This window comes from Deinococcus humi (genome assembly GCF_014201875.1).
Classification (GTDB): domain Bacteria; phylum Deinococcota; class Deinococci; order Deinococcales; family Deinococcaceae; genus Deinococcus; species Deinococcus humi.
The window spans coordinates 46809-63044 of sequence record NZ_JACHFL010000019.1 but is presented as its reverse complement, the minus strand read 5'-3'; the positions used below and the strand labels follow the sequence as shown (position 1 = coordinate 63044).

The following is a 16236-nucleotide window of genomic DNA, read 5'->3' as shown; positions in this document are numbered from 1 at the left end:
TGAAAGAATGGCCCTCCGCATTAGCCCTTGCGAATGGTCTCATCGCCCTCATTGACAGCTCAGGTTAGCGTTCCATTTATGGCGTCCAGAGCAGCGTAAATGAATGATCGACACAAGGACGTCCGGCGCTGATCAGCGCGTCTGGACAGGAAGAGCCCCATGAACCCGACGATCATGCAGGTCGTGCCCGTCACCTTCACCTACCCGGTGCACTTCACCGAGCACCTCTTTGACCCTCAGCATTCGCTGCTGGACGACACCCTGAGCGGGAACCGTCCCGCTAGCGATCAGGTGCCCCGGGTACTGTGTGTGGTGGACGACGGTGTGCTGGCGGCCTTTCCTGGCCTTGAGGCCCAGATCCAGGCCTACTTCGCCGCGCACCCAGACCTGTGTCTGGTCGCGCCGCCACTGGCGGTGCCGGGAGGGGAACGGTGTAAAAGCGATCCCAAGCAGGTCGAGCGCGTACATGAAGCGATCAACACGCACGGTGTCGACCGGCACGCCTACGTGGTTGCGGTGGGCGGCGGCGCAGTGCTGGACATGGTGGGCTACGCCGCCGCGACCGCGCACCGGGGCGTGCGGCTGGTGCGCGTGCCAACCACCGTGCTGTCACAGAACGACTCGGCCGTGGGCGTCAAGAACAGCGTCAACGCTTTCGGCAAGAAGAACTGGCTGGGCACCTTTGCCCCGCCATACGCCGTGTTGAACGACCGGGCTTTCTTGACCACGCTGGAGGACCGCGACTGGCTGGGTGGCCTGAGCGAGGCTCTGAAAGTGGCGCTGCTTAAAGACGCAGCCTTCTTCGGATGGCTGGAGACGAATGCGGCGGCCCTGGCGGCGCGTGACCGCGAGGCCATGGATTACGCCGTGTACCGCTGCGCACAGCTGCACCTGGAGCACATTGCCGGAAGCGGCGATCCCTTTGAACGCGGATCGTCGCGCCCGCTGGATTTCGGGCACTGGGCGGCGCACAAGCTCGAAAGCCTGAGCGGCTACCGCCTGCGCCACGGCGAGGCTGTCGCGGCAGGGGTCGCCCTGGACTGCACCTACGCGGCGCTGAGCGGTCTGCTGCCCGAGACCGAGTGGCGACGCATCCTGGCTGTCCTGCGGACGCTGCGGCTGGCCGTGCATGTGCCCGAAATGGGGTCCGGCGCGCAGGACGCCCAGGACCCCGGCTCGGTGCTGAGCGGCCTGAACGAGTTCCGCGAGCATCTGGGCGGGCGTCTCACCATTCCCCTGCTGACTGGCATTGCCAGCCCCATCGAGGTGCACGAGATGGATCACGACCTCCTGCGCCGCGCCATCGCCCTGCTGGACGACGTGCAGGCCCAGGGCCATGTCCCCAGTCCGGCCCTGCTTGACCCCCAAGGAGCCCTGTGAACGTCCACGCCGAAACCTGCCTGCTGACCCAGGCACAACTGCTTGACCTGTCCTTTATGGAACACCGCGCCCATCTGCTTGCCATCGCCGCCTTTCTGGACCGTCTGGAACGCGCCCAGGACGCGGCGCAGGCGAGCGACGACTTTCGCCTGACGGCCTTGCGCGGGGCGCTACACGAACTCGTCTCGCCGGAATCGGGCCGGGTGGTCCGCGCCCAGATGCGCCTGAGCGATCAGGACCTGACGCTGCTCGACCTGCGTGGTTCGCAAAGCGCTTTCGGTGCGCCCCAGCGGGAAGCAGGACCCCATTCCCTGGACAGCGAGGCCGAACAGTGAATTACATCGACATGCACGCCCACATGATCTCGCGGACCACCGACGACTACCACGCCATGGCCCTGAGCGGCTGCCTGGCCGTGACCGAGCCCGCCTTCTGGTCTGGGCGTGACCGGCTGGGGCCGGAAGCATTTGCCGACTACTTCGACCACTTGACCACCTTCGAGCCGGCGCGGGCGCGTGAGTACGGCATCGCGCACTACGCCTGGCTGTGTCTAAATCCTAAGGAGGGAGAGGACCGTGAGCTGACCCGGCAGGTCCTGAAGCTCATCCCGGCCTTCCTGGAGCGCCCGACCGTGCTGGGCATCGGGGAGATCGGCCTGAACCGCGTGACCCGCAACGAGATGGCGACCTTTCTCGATCATGTAGAACTCGCGCTGGAACACCACCAGCTGATTCACATCCACACGCCGCACCTGGAAGACAAGTACAAGGGCACCCGCGTGATGATCGAGGCTCTGGCCGCCGACCCACGCATCGAGCCGGGCCGCGTGATGATCGACCACGCCGAGGAACACACCGCTGAGCTGATCCTGGCGCACGGTTTCTGGACCGGCATCACGCTGTATCCCAAAACCAAGGCCTCGCCGGCACGGGCCATCGACATGATCGAGATGTACGGCTCCGAGCGCCTGATTGTGGCCTCGGCCTGCGACTGGGGCCCCAGCCAGCCGCTGGCCGTACCAGAATTCATCTTCGAGGCCCGCCGCCGCGGGCACGACGAGGCCACCATCCGCAAGATCGTGCTGGACAACCCGCAGCGGTTTCTGGGCCAGTCGCCAAAATTCGTTGCTCCCCGGCCCGAAACGGCGCTGGCCGGGAGGTAGGGTGCTCGTTCACGGCGCCCACCTGACGTACTGCACCAACATCCACCCGGCCAGCGGTCTGGAAGGCGTGCGGAACAGTTTGGACGAGTACACGGTGCCCCTGCGCGCCCGCCTTTCGCCAGAGGCTCCTTTCGGGGTGGGCCTGCGCCTCTCTGGCCAGGAAAGCGTGGAACTGCTGCAGGGCTCAGCCCTGAGCGACTTCCGGGCCTTTCTCGACGAGCGCGGGCTGTACGTCTTCACCCTGAACGGCTTTCCCTACGGCCCCTTCCACGGGCAGGCCGTCAAGGCGCAGGTCCACGCACCGGACTGGCGACACCCGGAGCGGGTGGCCTACACCCTGCGTCTCGTGCAGATTCTCGCGGCCCTGCTCCCGGAGGGGTTGGAAGGCAGCATCAGCACCAGCCCGCTGAGCTACGCCGCCTGGGTGGATGCTGAGGACCCGGAGACCTGGGCCACCCTGACCGACCACGTGATTCAGGTGATCGAGGCGCTGGTGCGCCTGCGCCAGTCCAGCGGCGTGTTCATCCATCTGGACATGGAGCCCGAGCCGGACGGCCTGCTGCAACGCAGCGCGGATCTGGCGGCCTTTTATCAGGACCATCTGCTGACGCGCGGCGCAAACCTTCTGGCGGCGCGGCTGGGGGGAGACGCGGAAGAGGCCCGCGCCCATTTGCGCGACCACTTTCAGGTGTGCTTCGACGTGTGCCACGTGGCCGTGATGTATGAGGAGCCAGACGAGGTGCTGGCCCTGTACCGCGAGGCCGGTCTACAGGTTGGAAAAATTCAGCTCAGCTCCGCGCTGCGGCTGACGCTGCCGGAAGGAGCGGGCGACCGCGACGTCCTTGGGGCGGCCCTGGCTCCATTTGCCGAGGGCACCTACCTGCATCAGGTGGTCGCCCGCACGCGGAGCGGCGCACTGATTCAGTACCCGGATCTCCCGCCAGCCCTGGCTGACCTCCACCACCCCGACGTGACCGAGTGGCGGGTGCATTTCCACGTGCCGGTCTTCCTGGAACAGGCTGGAGCCTTCGGCTCCACGCAGCCGGCCCTGCTGACCTGCCTGGAACTGCTGCGCCCGGGGTTGACCGGGCGACACCTGGAGGTCGAGACCTACACCTGGGACGTGCTGCCGCCGGACCTCAAGCGGCCCCTGGATGAGTCCATCGCACGCGAGCTGGAATGGGTGCAGGGTGTCCTCTAGCGCCACGTCGTGGCCGGCCCGCCTGCGCGGGCACCTGTCGCTGGCCCGCATCTCGAACTCGCCCACAGTGGTGACCAACGCGCTGGCGGGGGTGGCCCTGGTTGGTGGCACCGGGGGCCAGGCGCTGCCTGCGGCCCTCGGCATGACGCTGTTCTATACGGCGGGCATGTACCTCAACGATCTGCTTGATCTCCAGATTGACCGCCGCGAGCGGCCTGAGCGCCCTCTGCCGTCCGGATTGATTGCGCTGGGCGAGGCGTGGGGGGTCACGGCCCTGCTGTTCGCGGCGGGTTTTGCCCTGTTGCTGCTTGCGGGGGGCCGTGCCCCGCTGGGCGGCGTGGTTCTGGCCGCTTTAATCGTGCTTTACGACGTGTGGCACAAGACCAATCCCCTGAGCCCGGTCCTGATGGGGGCCACCCGCGCCCTGGTGTATCTGACGGCAGCGCTGGCGGTCACCCCTGTGCCAGGTGTGGCCGTGACGGTCTGGGCACTGCTGCTGGCCGCGTACACGGCGGGCCTGACCTACGTCGCCAAGACCGAGGGCCGTCCGCAACGCCCTCAGAGCTGGGGGGCGCGCTACTGGCCGGTGGCACTGGTCGCCGCGCCGGTGGCTTACGCCGTGCTGGGCGGCTTCGCGTGGCCGGTCTGGCTCGCGGCGCTGGGGCTGGCCGCGTGGATCATCCACAGCCTGGGCCACGTCTACGGACCGCGCCGCAACATCGGTACGTCCGTCGGCAAGATGATCGCGGGCATGTGCCTGCTCGACGCCACCATTCTGGCCGCCGCCGGGGCGTGGGCCTGGCTGCCCCTGGCCTACGCCGCGTTTCTGCTGACCCTGTGGTGGCAGCAGCACATCAAAGGAACCTGACATGACCCCTCACCAGAACACACCCAGTCCTTCCTCACCCGTCCAGCCTGCACGACTGGCCGTGATCGACGTCGTCGGCCTGACCCCTGACCTGCTGGAGCACCTGCCCCGCCTGCGGGCTTTCGCGGAGCGCGGTCAGGTCACCCCTGTCGCGCCCATGCTGCCCGCCGTAACCTGCTCGGTTCAGGCCACCTACCTGACCGGCGAGTGGCCGTCGACCCATGGCATCGTCGGCAACGGCTGGTTTTTCAAGGACGAGCGCGAGGTCAAGTTCTGGCGGCAGTCCAACCACCTGATCCAGAGCCCCAAGCTGTGGGACACCCTGCGCGCCCACGATCCCAGCGCCACCGTCGCCAACATCGGCTGGTGGTACAACATGTACTCCAGCGCGGATTACACAGTCACGCCCCGGCCCATGTACCCCGCCGACGGGCGCAAACTGCCCGACTGCTACACCCAGCCGCAGGAGCTGCGCGACGAGTTGCAGGCGAAGCTGGGCACCTTCCCGCTGTTCAGTTACTGGGGGCCCAACGCCAACATCACCTCCAGCGCCTGGATTGCCGAGGCTGCCAAGTACATCGACGAGCGCTACGAGCCAACCCTGAATCTGGTGTACCTCCCGCACCTGGATTACGGCCTGCAACAGCACGGCCCGGACGCTGCCGCCCTGGCCAGGCAGTTCGCAGAGATTGACGGGGTGGCCGGGGACCTGATCGACCATTACGAACGCCGGGGTGTGCAGGTCATGGTTGTGTCCGAGTACGGCATCGAGCGGGCGTGGCGACCGGTTCATATCAACCGCGCGCTGCGGGAGGCCGGGTTGATCAGCGTGCGCCGTGAGGTCGGGCGCGAACTGCTGGACGCAGGTGCGAGCGACGCCTTTGCTGTGGCGGATCATCAGGTCGCCCATGTCTACGTGAACGCTTCTGAGCGGCTGGAGGAGGTTCGTGCGCTGCTTCACGCGCTGCCCGGCGTGGCCGAGGTGCTGGAGGGCGAGAGCCGGGCGCAGCATCACCTCGACCATGAACGCGCGGGGGATTTCGTGGTGGTGGCCGAGCGTGGAGCATGGTTCACGTACTACTACTGGCTCGACGACGCCGTGGCCCCCGACTACGCACGGACCGTCGACATCCACCGTAAGCCGGGCTACGACCCGGTGGAGCTGTTCATGGACCCGCACAGCCCAGCCAAACTCAACGCAGCAGTGGCCCTCGTGAAGAAGAAACTCGGCTTCCGTTACCTGCTCAATGTGATTGGCTTCGACGCCGCGCTCGTGCGGGGCACCCACGGACGGGTGGGCGAGGATCCCGCCGCCGGCCCGCTGTTAATCACTTCCCGCCGCGATCTGCTGCCTGACCGTCCCCTGGAAGCCACCGACGTCTACTCAGCGATTCTGGCCCACCTGGGTGTGGGCGAGCGGCTTCCTACCTGAGTCTGAACCGGGGGCGTGCCGACTCCAGGGAACGAACAGGACCCACACCGGTTACCAGGAGATCATTTACAGCGATTTCATGGCCCAGTATCGTGATTCCTCGGGCACAAATGAGGGGAAGGCGGACACTGGGCGGCCTATAGTGATAAGTTCAACGACCCCAACAGTGAATAAATTGGCCGCCCTCTCTGACCTCAGTTGGAATGGATATTTATCTCAGGTCGTCAGGGTAGCTAAGTGGCAAAAAAGTGAGCAGGCGGATAGTACCCGCCTGCTCACCAACTGTCCAGCACAGCTTAATTGTGGTGCACCCTAATGGACTCGAACCATTGACCGACCGCTTAGAAGGCGGTTGCTCTATCCAACTGAGCTAAGGGTGCAGACCGAACGCATTTCAGGACTCTAAAGGGCAAAAGCTCCCGCGGGGGGAGCCTTCATAAGGTCTGGAGCGGGATCACGGATTCGAACCGAGGCCAGAAGCTTGGAAGGCTGCTGTGCTACCACTACACCAATCCCGCCCACTGCGCGCCTCCGCTGGGAAACGGAGAACATAATGGTCGAGGCGACAGGATTCGAACCTGCGACCCCTTGGTCCCAAACCAAGTGCGCTACCAGCCTGCGCTACGCCTCGACACTCACGCGCAGGCGGCACTATAGCAAAGTTACGGGCAAATGTCGCGTGTGCGGTGCCTCATCTTAGCCATTCGGCGTATGCTGCCCAGGCATGAGCGTGGCCCCGCGATTGAAAACCTACCTGGATCTGGTGAAATTCGAGCATACCGTGTTCGCTCTCCCCTTCGCGTATGCAGGAATGTTGCTGGCGAGCATGACCCACAACGCCACAGGCTGGCCTGGCCTGGGAGTGGTGGTCTGGGTCACTGTGGCGATGGCGGCAGCCCGCACGGCAGCGATGGGGGCCAATCGCGTGATCGACCGGGCCATTGACGCCCGCAATCCGCGCACCGCGGGGCGCGAGGTTCCGGCGGGCAAGGTCAGTCCGGCCCAGGCGTGGGCGCTGGTGGCGGTCAGCCTCATCGTCATGGCTTTCGCGGCAGCGCAACTCAATCCGCTATGCCTGGCCCTGTTGCCTCTGGCAGTCATTTTTCTGATCGGCTACCCCTACACCAAGCGGTTCACGTGGCTATGTCACGCGTGGCTCGGGGTCACGGACGGCGCAGCAGCGGCGGGAGGTTACGTCGCCGTGACCGGTCATTTTGCCCCTACAGCTTGGGTGCTATGGGTGGTCGTGGTCTTCTGGATGATCGGTCTGGACGTTATCTATGCGACCCTGGACAGAGATTTCGACGTGAAGAACGGCATCAAGAGTATCCCGGCACGTTTCGGCATCCCCCGCGCCCTGAAGATTGCCGCCGCCAGCCACGCCCTGACCTTTGGCCTGCTGCTGCTGGTGGGCGTGGTTGCCGGGGCCAGCGTCTGGTATTACCTGGCTGCCGGAGCGATGGGCGCGATCCTGCTCTACGAGCACCGCATCGTCAATCCGGATGATCTGGGCCGGGTCAATGTGGCCTTCTTCGACGCCAACATGTGGCTGGCGCTGACCATGCTGGCCGGGGTGATCGTGGACGTGACGTGGCGCACCCTGACCTGAGACTGATTCCGCTGGAAGCGGCGCAGGCGTTCGCGGACGGTGACGAGCGGCGGGCACTGACGCTACTGTCCCGCGCCCGCGAGCTTCAAACAGCGGACAGCTGGGAATGGGCCGTGTTGGAGCGCCTGCACGGCCTGGTCCTGATTCATCTTCTGCGCGAGGTGGAAGGGACCTTTGCGCTGGAGCGGGCGGACGGATTGCTGGACCGGCTGGCCGTGGGAGTAGCGCGGCCTACCCTTCTGTGGCTGGAAAGCCGACTGGAATTGGAACATCGCTCTGTCCGCTAGAATCCGTTCATGACCTCCGCCGCCCTTCCCTGTTCCCCCCGCTGTGGAAGCGGTCTGGGCCTGGAGGAGGGATGACGCTCGAAAGCTCAGAGCGGGACTTCGCGGCACGTTTTGCGCCCTACGCCGCACAGGGCCTGATCTACCCGCAGCCGGAGGGCAGTCCGCTCCTGGAGTTTGTGGCCGGAGGCCGGGTCCTGTACCTGTTTGACCGCAGCGGTCCCTACGCGGCGGCGCCTGGTCAGGCGTCGGTGGTGGTCCACGGCGTTCTGGACCCAGGATCGGTGGAACTCGTGTCGCCGGAGCGCGGCGAGGCTCTGAACGTACAGGGGGTGTCGGCCCTGGACGGGCGCGGACAGGTCACACATGTCCTGGGGCAGACCTGGGTTGTGCAGGCGCGGCTGCCGCTGGTGTTGGCGGCCTTCGAGGCTCTGCCCCCAGTCACCGTGGGCCAGTGGGTGACTTTCAAAACGCTCCCCCCGCTACACGGTTTCATCATTCCGTGAAAGACCACAAGCAAAGATCTGTCTAGATTACAGGCTCTCAAAACCCTGGGATGTCTGAAGCTGATCCACATATACCTTTCATTTCACAGAAAAAAGGATCAGAATAGGGGTCTCTCATGCCAGAGCTGCTGCTGCCCCTCTCTGCCGAGCCGCTGCAGGCCACGCCCGTCTGCGTGGTGCTGGTCGACCTTACGGGCAGCACCAGCTTGGCCCAGACGCTTCCGCTGACGCACTACATGGCGCTGATGACCGAATTCGTGCAGGTCATGATCCTGAGTTTCGAGGCGCGCGGCGGCATTGTGCTGCAACATCAGGGAGATGCGGTGCTGGGGTACTGGCCTGCCGTCAGAGCGGCCGACGCCTGCCAGGTGGCCTTAGAGGCCCACGCCCGCGCCGCGCGATTGGGGCTGGCCGGTCTCCTGGGCGCTGCGCTGAAGTTGCGGGCAGGGGTGGCGCTGGGTGATGTGATCGTCGGTCCCGTAGGTGGGCAGCCCAGCGCTTATGGACTGCCGGTCAATTACGCCCGGCGACTGTGTGACGCGGCCCGTTCCGGTGAGACCCTGGCCTGTGCTGCGACGGTTGAACAGCTCGGCGCGGACATGGTGAAACCACCGTGTGAAGCGCTGACCCTGCGGGGTTTTGGTCCAGATTGTCGAGTCCACCGCCTGACTCTGCGAGACGCCACACATCCTCAGACCCGGATGAAAGTCAGTTAAGCACCAATCGCGTCTTCTCATGAGAACGCTCCCTAGACTGACCGCATGGAACGTAAGCCGTTGGTCCTCGTCATAGAGGATGAGAAAGACATTGCCCGTTTTATCGAGCTTGAGCTGGCCGCTGAGGGATATGCCACCGAGGTGGCCTTTGATGGCGTAACCGGCCTGTCTAAATTCCGCGAAGTCAACCCCGATCTTGTTATTCTGGATCTGATGCTCCCCGTTCTGGACGGTTTAGAGGTCGCGCGGCGCATCCGCAAAACCAGCAATACTCCGATCATCATCCTTACGGCTAAAGACGGCATTCAGGACAAGGTAGAGGGGCTCGACTCAGGGGCGGATGACTATCTGATTAAGCCCTTCTCGATTGAGGAATTGCTGGCCCGGGTGCGCGCCCACCTGCGCCGGGTCAATCCGGCGGTAACAGGCGAGGTGCGGGTGGCCGATCTGGTTATGAACCTCGACGGGCGCGAGATCTTCCGGGGGGGCCGACGGGTAGAGCTGTCAGCTAAGGAATTCGAGTTGCTGGAACTGCTGGCGCGCAATCCTGGGAAAGTGTTCTCGCGCTTCGAAATCGAGGAAAAGGTCTGGCCCGAGTACACCGGAGGCAGCAATGTGGTCGACGTGTATATCGGCTATCTGCGCCGCAAGTTGGAGGAGGGTGGCGAGAGGCGACTGATTCACACCGTACGCGGTGTGGGGTACGTGCTGCGCGAGGAGTAGCTGCGTCTATCCCCTGCACGTCCAAGACCCATCACCCTGACCCTCACGCTAGACCGCTACACTGCTGGGCGTGAGGGTCCGTCTGTTGCCACGTCAACTCGCCGGGGCCGCCGGACGCCACCCGGTGACCGGGACGCCCAGGCAGCGGTCACGGGGCCGCCACACCACTCTGCGCTGGCGGCTGACCCTGTTCTATACCGCGCTGCTGGCCGTCCTGCTGACCACGGTGGCCGTGACCACGCTGGTCATCATGCGCAACAACCTGATCACCAGCGTTAACCGCGACCTGAGCGACACTTACAGCCGGTTCGTGCAGGTTCTGCCTTCCTTGGGCCTGACGCCCTCCAACAACATCAACCGGGACGCGGCGGGGGACTTGCGCAGCGCCCGTTATCAATTTCCCAACTATGCACTTCAGATCGAGCAGTTGTCGTTCTATGACCTGCCAGGACTGACCAGCAGGCTGGCACAGGCAGATACGCCAGAGGCGCGCCGGAGCCTGCTGGACACTCTCACTCTGCTGCGGAACGAGAGCCGTGATTCAGCCGGGATTGACCGCGACGCTCCGATTACCCTGTCTGAGGCCCAATTGACCGAACTGATCCGCTCGCCGGACGGTCAGCTGCTGATTGATCAAAATATCAAGGATGCATATAGCAACGAATTCGCGCCCATGCGTGTGCTGGTGCGCCTGGCTCCACTGGCCTTACAACCCTCGCCCCTGGGCTTGCCAGGCAGCAACGACACATTGACTATCGTATATGTGGGGCGCAGTCTGAAAGACATCCAGCACACGCTGGCGGATCTGCGGACGGTCATCCTGCTGCTTTTTCTGGCTGGACTGATCACAGCGGGCGTCGGCGCGTACCTGCTGGCCGGACGGGCGCTACAGCCGCTCGGACTGGTGCAGCGTGCCGCCGAGGGCATCGGCGGGCAGAACCTGACCGAGCGTGTTCCCGAGCCCGAAACGGGCGACGAGGTACAGGCGCTCGCGGGGGCACTCAACAATATGCTGGCCCGCCTGGAGGACAGCTTTGAGGCGCAGCGGCGCTTCACCAGCGACGCGAGTCACGAATTGCGGACACCTGTTACCGCGATCAGTGGGCATGCCAGCTACCTGCTGCGGCGCACCAGTCCGGACGAACAGCAGCAGGAAAGCCTCAAGATCATTCGCAGCGAGTCCGAACGGTTGACCAACCTGATCGCCAGCCTGCTGCAATTGGCTCGCTCAGACAGCGGCGCGCTGGTGATGGCCCGCGATCCGATTCTATCGGGCCTGTTTCTGAATGAGATCGCCCGCGAGCTGATGCCGCTGGCACAGGCCCAGGGCACGGCTCTGACGGTGACTGGGCAGGAGGTGACCTTCGAGGGCGACGCGGACCGGCTCAAGCAGGTCATCATCAATCTGGTCAGCAACGCCCTCAAGGCCGGGGCGCGTACCATCACCCTGAGCAGCCGCCCTGAGAAGGATGGCACTGAAGTCCGCCTGAGCGTGAGGGATGATGGCCCCGGCATTCCTGCCGATCAACTCGACCGTCTGTTCGACCGCTTCTACCGTCTGGAAGACAGTCGCAGCCGTGACGTGGGCGGCGCGGGCCTGGGCCTGAGCATCGCGCGCGGCATCGTGGAGGCGCACGAGGGCCGCATCTGGCTGGAAAGCGAGGTCGGCCAGGGGACGACGGCTCATGTGCAGTTACCCGTGGGCGATGTGCCCATCCTAGATGACGATGACGTGCCGTAGATGGTGTGAACGAGAGATCTTGAGCGGTGAGGTCTGCTGTATTCCGCTCTGCCCCATTTACGCTCTATATAGCGCCTGAGGGTGAATTGCCTTCCTTGTGAAGACGCTAGAAAATAGGCCCCAGCGTGGCCATGCAACTTATGCAAAGACCCCTCAACCCAAGTGGGCGAGGGGTCTTGAAATCTCGAGTGAGATCGAGAGCTACTTCTGCAACTCGCGCAATTTGCGGTACAGCTCCTTTTCCTCATCGGTGGGCGCGGACGGAACAGTCACATTCAGCCGCACGTACAGATCACCGCGCGTGCCGTCCTTTTTGGGCCAGCCCTGACCGCGCAGTCGCATGCGGCGGCCTCCACTGCTGCCGGGGGGAATACTCAGGTTGCCGCGTCCACTCAGGGTCTGCACGCTGATGTCGCCGCCCAGTGCCGCCACCGGGGCGGGTACGTCGGCGGTCGTGGTCAGATGATCGCCGTCCAGATCGAAGCGGGCGTCTTCCAGCACCCGAATGGTCAGCAGGACGTCGCCGCCTCCCGGCCCCTGTCCGGCAAGACGCAGGCGGGCGCCGTCGCGGGTGCCGGCTGGAACACGCAAACTCAGGCGCTTGCCGTCCACGTTGATGACCTCGTCGCTGCCCGCAAAAGCCTCTTCCAGCGTTACCTGCAACTCACCTTCCACGTTCTGCACGAAGCGCCGCCCCTGACCCGCACCGCCCAGGCCGCCAAGCAGGTCTTCGAGGTTGACCTGCTGCCCGCCCCCGCCGGGAAAGCCGCCACCCAAGCCTCCCATACCCCCGGCACTGGCGCGGCCGCGCGCTGTCTGACCGAACAAGCCCTGGAAGAAGTCGCTGAACTGTCCCGGATCGAATCCAGCGAAGTCGCCCCCCTGGAAGCCACCGCCCATGTCGCCGTAGCCAGGCGGCACCTGCCCGGTGTGGCCGAACTGGTCATAGACCTTACGCTTTTCAGGATCGTTCAAAACGGCGTACGCCTCGCCGATTTCCTTAAAGCGGTCAGCGGCCTTCTCGTCCCCGGCGTTCTTGTCGGGGTGATACTGCTTGGCCAGCTTGCGGTACGCGGCCTTGATGTCCGCATCGGACGCTCCACGGGAGACGCCCAGCACGTCGTAGTAATCTTTGTAAGCCATCGCGCCTCCTTGGCGGGGGAGTGTCCTAAAGAGCCCAACCTTCGAGCGTCAGAAGCGACTTATCCAGCCCTCAGACGCTCACCAGTTCCAGATACAGCCCCTCCACCTTGGCCCGCGCCCAGGGAGTGCGGCGCAGGAATTTAAGGCTGCTCTGGATGCTAGGGTTGGATGAAAAGCAGTTGATCGGCACGCGGCGGGCCAGCCCTTCCCAGCCGTAGGCGTCGTGCAGCCGCTCCAGCATGAGCTGCAAGGTGACGCCGTGGAGGGGATCGCTGGAGGTCATGCGCTCAACCCTTGCGGCTCACGACGACACGCGCTGGGCGCACCAGCCGGTCACCCATGCGGAAGCCCGCCTGAAAGACCTGGACAATCTTGTCGTCCTCGTCGCCGGGAACCACCTGAAGGGCCTCATGCCACTGGGGATCGAAGTGTTCACCCTCCTGGGCCGTCTGTTCCAGACCCAGCTTGGAGAAGATCGCCAGCACCTTGCTTTGCACGGCCTTGACGCCGGGAATCAGTTTGGCGGGGTCTTCGGAACCCATGGTCACGGCGCGTTCCAGATCGTCGTAGACGGGCATCAGTTGTTCGGCGGCCTTAGAAATGCCCTTGTCCTCGGCAGCGTCGAGATCCTGCCCGGTGCGGTTGCGGTAACCGTCAAAGTCGGCGGCCAGACGGCCCAGCCGGAAGCGCAGATCGGCATTTTCCTTCTCCAGTTCGTCCACGCGCTCCAGCTTGCCCATCATCTCCTGCACCTGGGCCATCATGCCCTCATCCATGCCGGGAAAGCCGCTGAAGTCGCCGTCCTCGCCGTCTTCACCCAGCAGTTCGGCGTCCATGATGTCGCTGTCCGCGTCAATGGTCTGCTCGCCCTCACGGGCGGGGGTGAACTTGAGGTTCTCGGTGGTCTCGGCCTCAGCCTCCGGATTGGGCTTGCCGTTTTTCATGTCGTTGTCGGTCACGGGGGTACCTCGCTTTCTAAACATCGCACCAGCATAGGAAATTTTCTGGCGGTGAATTCTCATGAAAACGGGGAGAGGAGGCCGGGTGGGCCGTCCTCTCCCTGCTGGGTGGCTCTAGGGATGGACGTTAGGGCGCGGGCTTGAAATCCGCGTCAATCACGTCGTCGTCTTCGGCCCTGTCTTTACCCATATTCACGCCGCCGTCCTGACCCTCAGGCTGAGCCTGGGCCGCGTTCTGGTTGGCAGTCATGAACTCGCGCAGTTCCTCTTCCAGACGCTTCTGGGCGTCCGCAATCTGGGTGTCGTCGTCACTGCGGACGGCTTCCTCGGCCTGGTCGGCAGCAGCCTTGAGCTTGTCCTTGGCCTCCTGCGGGGCCGAGGCGTTTTCGTCGATCTGGCCCAGGGCCTGAACCCGCAGGCCGTCGAGGTTGTTGCGCTTCTCGACCTTCTCGCGACGCTGCTTGTCGGCCACGGCGTTTTCCTCGGCTTCCCTGACCATCTTCTCCACGTCGCTCTTATCAAGCGTGGTGGTGTTCTCGATGCGGATGCTGGCTTCCTTACCGCTGTTCTTTTCCTTGGCGGTCACGTGCAGGATGCCGTTGGCATCGATGTCGAAGGTCACCTCGATCTGCGGGCGTCCGGCGGGCATGGGCGGAATGCCTTCGAGCTTGAAGCGGCCCAGGCTCTTGTTATCGTTGGCCATCGGGCGCTCACCCTGCAGCACGTTGATCTCTACGCCGGGCTGATTGTTCTCAGCGGTGGTGTAGATCTCGGTTTTCTTGGCAGGGACGGTGGTATTGCGGGTGATCATCGGCGCGATCATGCCGCCCTTGACCTCCACACCCAGCGTTAGCGGGGTCACGTCCACCAGCACGATATCGCCCAGGCTGGAGTCGCCCTGAATGATGCCTGCCTGCACGGCGGCGCCGAGCGCAACGGCCTCATCGGGGTTGACCGATTCGTTGGGCGTCTTACCGATCAGCTCCTGCACGATGCGCTTAACGGCGGGGATACGGGTGGAGCCGCCCACCAGGATCACCTCGTCAATCTTGCCAGCATCCAGCTTGGCGTCCTTGAGGGCCTGCTCGACGGGCTGGCGCACACGGCGCAGCAAATCGGCGGTCAGCTCCTCAAACTTGGCGCGGGTCAGCGTGCGTTCCAAGTGCATGGGGGTGCGCGTTTCTGGATCGAAGGTGATAAAGGGCAGGGAGATCGAGGTCTCGGAGGCGTTGGACAGTTCGATCTTGGCTTTCTCAGCAGCCTCGATCAGACGCTGCAAGGCCTGCTTGTCCTTACGCAGATCGAAGTTGTGCTCCTTGTTGAACTCGTCGGCCAGCCAGTCCACGATGCGGTGGTCAAAATCCGCACCGCCCAGATGAGTGTCCCCGGCGGTGGATTTCACCTCGAACACGCCATCGCCCAGTTCCAGGATGGTCACGTCGAAGGTACCACCCCCCAGGTCGAAGACCAGAACGGTCTCGTTACCCTTGCGCTCCAGACCGTAGGCCAAAGCGGCAGCCGTGGGCTCGTTGATCACGCGCAGCACGTTCAGGCCCGCGATTTCTCCGGCCTGCTTGGTGGCTTCACGCTGCGAATTGTCGAAGTACGCAGGCACAGTGATCACGGCGTCCGTGATCTTCTGGCCCAGCTTGGCGCTGGCATCGCTCACCAACTTGCGCAGCACCTCGGCACTTACCTGCTCGGGGGCGTAATCCTTGCCGTTCACTTCAATGCGGACCGAGCCGCCCTCGCCTTCCTTGACGTTAAAGGGGCTACGGGCCGCCTCTTCCTTAACCTCATCCCAGCGGCGGCCGATAAAGCGCTTGACTTCAAACAGGGTGGCAGCGGGATTCAACGCAGCTTGGCGGCGCGCAATCTGACCCACAAGGCGCTCGTCCCCTTTGTAAGCCACAACGGACGGTGTGGTGCGCGCGCCCTCAGAATTCACGATCACTTCGGGGCGTCCGCCCTCCATGACAGCGATAACGGAATTGGTGGTACCCAGGTCGATCCCAACAGCTTTAGCCATGTGTTTGACTCCTTGAGTGAAATAAGATTCTGCAGCCACACGGGCAACAGTTCTGAAACTCCGAACAGCATAACGCTACAGTTCGCTAGAGTCAATAGACTTGAGTGTTATACGCTCAAGTTCAAGGGAAACTGAAGGACGTAATCAGGAAAAGAATTTCCCAGCGGGACTTTTTGCACCAAATGTTAATAGGGATCGACACGCCGGTCGGCGTACGGAGGCGAGGCGAGCTAATGCTGTCTAAATGGCTTGCAGACCCGCCAGCATGATGGACTCAGCCTGATGCCGCACGGCCACAGCATGGCGCGAAGCTAGACTTACCGTCTTCATCATGCAGTGCACTTGGGCTTTTTGACTCAGAGCCTTGAACGAAATGCCGCCCGAGCGCAGGCGTCCGGAGCAACTGAAATCTGATCACCCTTGAGCACGATATCGCCCAAGTCCTGAACTTTTGATGCGTCTACCAGCCCAGCAGACTCAGCA

At 63.8% G+C, this 16236-nt stretch carries 16 protein-coding genes and 3 tRNA genes; 12 read left to right on the top strand and 7 right to left on the bottom strand.

The window, feature by feature from the left end; translation table 11 throughout:
- Positions 1 to 159 precede the first annotated feature (159 nt).
- The 6 genes from HNQ08_RS22700 to HNQ08_RS22675 are packed head-to-tail and all read left to right on the top strand — an operon-like array spanning position 160 to position 6043.
- Positions 160 to 1380, top strand: coding sequence for a 3-dehydroquinate synthase (locus HNQ08_RS22700; protein ID WP_184137169.1), 1221 nt, complete (start codon positions 160 to 162; stop codon positions 1378 to 1380).
- The gene (locus tag HNQ08_RS22695) at positions 1377 to 1715 is read left to right on the top strand and encodes a hypothetical protein (RefSeq protein ID WP_184137167.1); all 339 of its coding nucleotides are present in this window, start codon (positions 1377 to 1379) and stop codon (positions 1713 to 1715) included. The genes HNQ08_RS22700 and HNQ08_RS22695 overlap by 4 nt, the downstream gene beginning before the upstream one ends.
- The gene (locus tag HNQ08_RS22690) at positions 1712 to 2542 is read left to right on the top strand and encodes a TatD family hydrolase (RefSeq protein ID WP_184137165.1); all 831 of its coding nucleotides are present in this window, start codon (positions 1712 to 1714) and stop codon (positions 2540 to 2542) included. Before HNQ08_RS22695 ends, HNQ08_RS22690 begins: the two co-directional genes overlap by 4 nt.
- A gap of 1 nt (position 2543) precedes the next feature.
- Positions 2544 to 3743 (top strand): metabolite traffic protein EboE, encoded by a 1200-nt coding sequence (gene eboE / locus HNQ08_RS22685; protein WP_184137163.1) that lies wholly within the window; start codon positions 2544 to 2546, stop codon positions 3741 to 3743.
- Entirely contained in the window at positions 3733 to 4611 is an 879-nt protein-coding gene (locus HNQ08_RS22680) for a UbiA family prenyltransferase (protein WP_184137161.1), read from the top strand. Before eboE ends, HNQ08_RS22680 begins: the two co-directional genes overlap by 11 nt.
- Before the next feature lies 1 nt (position 4612).
- Positions 4613 to 6043 (top strand): alkaline phosphatase family protein, encoded by a 1431-nt coding sequence (locus tag HNQ08_RS22675; RefSeq protein ID WP_184137159.1) that lies wholly within the window; start codon positions 4613 to 4615, stop codon positions 6041 to 6043.
- Positions 6044 to 6346: 303 nt separating this feature from the next.
- On the opposite strand, the gene HNQ08_RS22670 is transcribed toward HNQ08_RS22675, so the two are convergent.
- The 3 genes from HNQ08_RS22670 to HNQ08_RS22660 form a co-directional block, all read right to left on the bottom strand.
- A tRNA-Arg gene (locus HNQ08_RS22670) sits at positions 6347 to 6423 on the bottom strand.
- A 64-nt stretch (positions 6424 to 6487) separates the two neighbouring features.
- Positions 6488 to 6561, bottom strand: a tRNA-Gly gene (locus HNQ08_RS22665).
- A gap of 36 nt (positions 6562 to 6597) precedes the next feature.
- Positions 6598 to 6674: transfer RNA gene (locus tag HNQ08_RS22660), tRNA-Pro, on the bottom strand.
- Between the two features lie 93 nt (positions 6675 to 6767).
- Here HNQ08_RS22660 and mqnP point away from each other — a divergent pair.
- The 6 genes from mqnP to HNQ08_RS22630 all read left to right on the top strand — a co-directional run bounded on the left by mqnP (position 6768) and on the right by HNQ08_RS22630 (position 11622).
- Positions 6768 to 7652 (top strand): menaquinone biosynthesis prenyltransferase MqnP, encoded by an 885-nt coding sequence (gene mqnP / locus HNQ08_RS22655; protein ID WP_184137157.1) that lies wholly within the window; start codon positions 6768 to 6770, stop codon positions 7650 to 7652.
- On the top strand, positions 7634 to 7939 hold the full coding sequence (locus tag HNQ08_RS22650) for a hypothetical protein (protein ID WP_184137155.1): 306 nt from the start codon (positions 7634 to 7636) through the stop codon (positions 7937 to 7939). The genes mqnP and HNQ08_RS22650 overlap by 19 nt, the downstream gene beginning before the upstream one ends.
- Positions 7940 to 8010: 71 nt before the next feature.
- The gene (locus HNQ08_RS22645) at positions 8011 to 8442 is read left to right on the top strand and encodes a hypothetical protein (RefSeq protein WP_184137153.1); all 432 of its coding nucleotides are present in this window, start codon (positions 8011 to 8013) and stop codon (positions 8440 to 8442) included.
- 116 nt (positions 8443 to 8558) lie between these two features.
- Positions 8559 to 9158: an adenylate/guanylate cyclase domain-containing protein gene (locus HNQ08_RS22640; RefSeq protein ID WP_184137151.1), complete on the top strand. Its 600-nt coding sequence runs from the start codon at positions 8559 to 8561 to the stop codon at positions 9156 to 9158.
- A gap of 45 nt (positions 9159 to 9203) precedes the next feature.
- Positions 9204 to 9881 carry a response regulator transcription factor gene (locus tag HNQ08_RS22635; protein ID WP_010887388.1) on the top strand — a complete coding sequence of 226 codons (678 nt, stop codon included), beginning with the start codon at positions 9204 to 9206 and terminating at the stop codon, positions 9879 to 9881.
- A 70-nt stretch (positions 9882 to 9951) separates the two neighbouring features.
- A complete protein-coding gene (locus HNQ08_RS22630; protein WP_229790181.1) occupies positions 9952 to 11622 on the top strand; it encodes an ATP-binding protein in 1671 nt (556 codons plus the stop codon).
- 201 nt (positions 11623 to 11823) lie between these two features.
- Here HNQ08_RS22630 and HNQ08_RS22625 read toward each other — a convergent pair whose 3' ends face one another.
- The 4 genes from HNQ08_RS22625 to dnaK form a co-directional block, all read right to left on the bottom strand.
- Positions 11824 to 12765 (bottom strand): DnaJ C-terminal domain-containing protein, encoded by a 942-nt coding sequence (locus HNQ08_RS22625; RefSeq protein WP_184137149.1) that lies wholly within the window; start codon positions 12763 to 12765, stop codon positions 11824 to 11826.
- Positions 12766 to 12835: 70 nt separating this feature from the next.
- Positions 12836 to 13048 carry a VF530 family protein gene (locus HNQ08_RS22620; protein ID WP_184137147.1) on the bottom strand — a complete coding sequence of 71 codons (213 nt, stop codon included), beginning with the start codon at positions 13046 to 13048 and terminating at the stop codon, positions 12836 to 12838.
- Positions 13049 to 13052: 4 nt separating this feature from the next.
- A complete protein-coding gene (locus tag HNQ08_RS22615; RefSeq protein WP_229790182.1) occupies positions 13053 to 13748 on the bottom strand; it encodes a nucleotide exchange factor GrpE in 696 nt (231 codons plus the stop codon).
- A 103-nt stretch (positions 13749 to 13851) separates the two neighbouring features.
- Positions 13852 to 15753: a molecular chaperone DnaK gene (gene dnaK, locus HNQ08_RS22610; RefSeq protein ID WP_184137145.1), complete on the bottom strand. Its 1902-nt coding sequence runs from the start codon at positions 15751 to 15753 to the stop codon at positions 13852 to 13854.
- Between the last annotated feature and the right edge of the window lie 483 nt (positions 15754 to 16236).